The organism is Mumia sp. (assembly GCF_028803055.1).
In the GTDB taxonomy this organism is placed as follows: Bacteria; Actinomycetota; Actinomycetes; order Propionibacteriales; family Nocardioidaceae; genus Mumia.
Window position 1 is genome coordinate 1 of the sequence record NZ_JARBCJ010000298.1, and the last position, 2367, is coordinate 2367.

At 68.7% G+C, this 2367-nt stretch carries 4 protein-coding genes; 2 read left to right on the plus strand and 2 right to left on the minus strand.

Going from position 1 to position 2367, the window contains the following annotated elements; translation table 11 throughout:
* The first annotated feature begins 88 nt into the window (after positions 1-88).
* Positions 89-313: a hypothetical protein gene (locus PV363_RS17290; RefSeq protein WP_220343609.1), complete on the plus strand. Its 225-nt coding sequence runs from the start codon at positions 89-91 to the stop codon at positions 311-313.
* 37 nt (positions 314-350) lie between these two features.
* Here the strand turns inward: PV363_RS17290 and PV363_RS17295 are convergent, their stop codons facing one another.
* Both PV363_RS17295 and PV363_RS17300 read right to left on the minus strand, forming a co-directional pair.
* Positions 351-1316 carry an acyl-CoA desaturase gene (locus PV363_RS17295; protein ID WP_220343610.1) on the minus strand — a complete coding sequence of 322 codons (966 nt, stop codon included), beginning with the start codon at positions 1314-1316 and terminating at the stop codon, positions 351-353.
* 67 nt (positions 1317-1383) lie between these two features.
* On the minus strand, positions 1384-1839 hold the full coding sequence (locus PV363_RS17300; protein ID WP_220346192.1) for a helix-turn-helix domain-containing protein: 456 nt from the start codon (positions 1837-1839) through the stop codon (positions 1384-1386).
* Between the two features lie 62 nt (positions 1840-1901).
* Between PV363_RS17300 and PV363_RS17305 the strand changes: the two genes are divergently transcribed.
* On the plus strand, positions 1902-2367 hold a 466-nt coding region (locus tag PV363_RS17305), incomplete at its 3' end, for an MFS transporter (protein ID WP_301023014.1).

Consider the following 2367-nt stretch of genomic DNA (forward strand, 5'->3'; position numbering starts at 1 on the left):
ACCTCGGCCGCGCGGGCTCTGCTTGCGGCATCGCCGCGGCAGGTCGACTCTGGAGGAGACATCCAATCCTCTGAGGAGGTCGCGTCGCATGCATCTCAGCACCCTGGCCAAGTGGAGTCTCGTGGTCGCCGTGGTGGCGGCGTTCGTGATCACCGGGGCCACCATCCTGCTGCTCGTCCGGGGCGGCACCCTCAACAGCAACCCGTGGGAGCCGATCGGGACGGCTCTCGCCATCTTCGGCGCCATCTCGGCACTCGTGATCGGGATCGCCGAGGCCGACATCGGCACCCACCAGACCAAGCGGGACAGCTAACCGCGGACGCGGTGGGGCGTCCGCGGCGCTCGAGAGGTCAGGCCGCGGCTCTCGCGGTGGCCTCGACGCGCTTGGCCTCGATCCGGGACGGGACGGGCCACCGCACGTCGCGCACCCAGCCCGCCTTCTCGAGGAGCCAGATGACGCGGGCCGAGATGTCGATCTGACCGGGCAGCACGCCGTGGCGCGCGCAGGTCGGGTCGGCGTGGTGCAGGTTGTGCCAGCTCTCGCCCATCGACGGGATCGCCAGCCACCACACGTTGCCGGAGTGGTCGCGTGACTTGAACGGCGACTCGCCGACCGTGTGGCAGATGGAGTTGATGGACCACGTCACGTGGTGGACGAGGAAGAGCCGGACGAGGGAGCCCCAGAAGAACGCGGTCGCCGCGCCCTGCCAGGACCATGTCGCCAGGCCACCGATCACGGGCGGCAGGGCGAGGGAGATCAGCACCCACATCGGAAAGAGCTTCGACAGCCGGACGATGTCGCGGTCCTTCAGGAGGTCGGGCGCGTACTGGCGCTGAGGAGTCTGCTCGGCGTTGAACATCCATCCCAGGTGCGCGTAGGCCAAGCCCTTGGTGAGCGCGGGCACCGTCTCGCCGTAGCGCCACGGGGAGTGCGGGTCGCCCTCACGGTCGGAGAACTTGTGGTGCTTGCGGTGGTCGGCGACCCAGCGCGTGATCGGTCCCTGGATCGCCAGGCTGGCGGCCACGCCCAGCGCGATCTTGACCCCGCGATTGGGCTTGAACGCCTTGTGGGTGAAGAGGCGGTGCATGCCGACGGTGACGCCGAGGGTGGAGATCACGTAGAAGACCGCCAGCAGGACGAGGTCGAGCGGTCCGAGCCAGCCGCCCCAGGCGACAGGCACCGCGGCCAGGATGGCGAGGATCGGGAGCACGACGAAGATCCCGAGCATGATCTGCTCAGGCTTGCCGGGGGGTGCGCCCTCGGCGCCGAAGCCGGCCTCGTTGTGTAGCGGGGGGGTCTCGGTGCGTACTGACATGTGGAGGTCCTCGTGTTCGACGGCAGTCTCGCGCGAGCGCGGGCGTTTCAACCTACGCGCGCGTAGGTTAAGTCTTGCTGGCGGTACCCGCCTGAGCAACTTTTACGCCCGCTCGGGCGCGGTCGTACGACATTCGAGCCCTCGCCACCTCGCTCTGGTGCTCCTCGGTCCACCGGACCAGCGACTGGATCGTCTCGAGCAGGGTGCACCCCAGCGGCGTCAGCGTGTAGTCCACTCGCGGTGGCACCACCGGGTGGACCGTCCGCTCGACCAGCCCGTCGCGCTCGAGGTGCCGGAGCGTCACCGTGAGCATCCGCTGGCTGATGCCGTCGATGGCCCGCCGGAGCTCGGTGAACCGCATGGTCTGGTTGCCGACCAGGGAGATCACGAGAAGAGACCACTTGTCGGCCACCCGGTCCAGGATCTGGCGGACCTCGCAGTCCTCGCGCGAGTCCCACTGGAAGGCGTCGTACGGGACGGTGTCGTCGCAGTGCGTCGGTTCTTCTGAAGTGCCTTCTTCCATAAGTCCTCATGGTTCCTCACGATGGGCTCAGTGACAAGAAGTAACCACACGAGGAGCACGTCATGCACGAACGCGTCCCCACCGAGCACACCGCCGCGCAACCCTCTCGATCGCGGGCGCGCGCCCGCCCCGCGGCGATGCGGGCCGGCCTGTGCGGCGCCCTCTTCCTCGAGGGGATCGACCTGTCGATGACGGCTGTCGCCCTGCCGTCCATCCGGGCAGACCTCGACATGTCGACCACCGGGCTGCAGTGGGTCGTCAGCGCGTACGCCCTCGGCTACGGCGGTTTCGTCCTGCTCGGGGGGCGCGCGAGCGACGTCCTCGGGCGCCGGCGGACCTTCCTCACCTGGTTGGTCGTCTTCCTTCTCTTCTCCGGATTGGGAGGTGTGGCGGTCGACGGGTGGATGCTTGTGGTCTCCCGCTTCGTGACCGGAGTCGCGGCCGGCTTCCTCACCCCGGCCGGTCTGGCGCTCGTGACCACGACCTTCGCTGAGGGGCCGCGTCGTGACCGCGCCCTCTTGATCTACT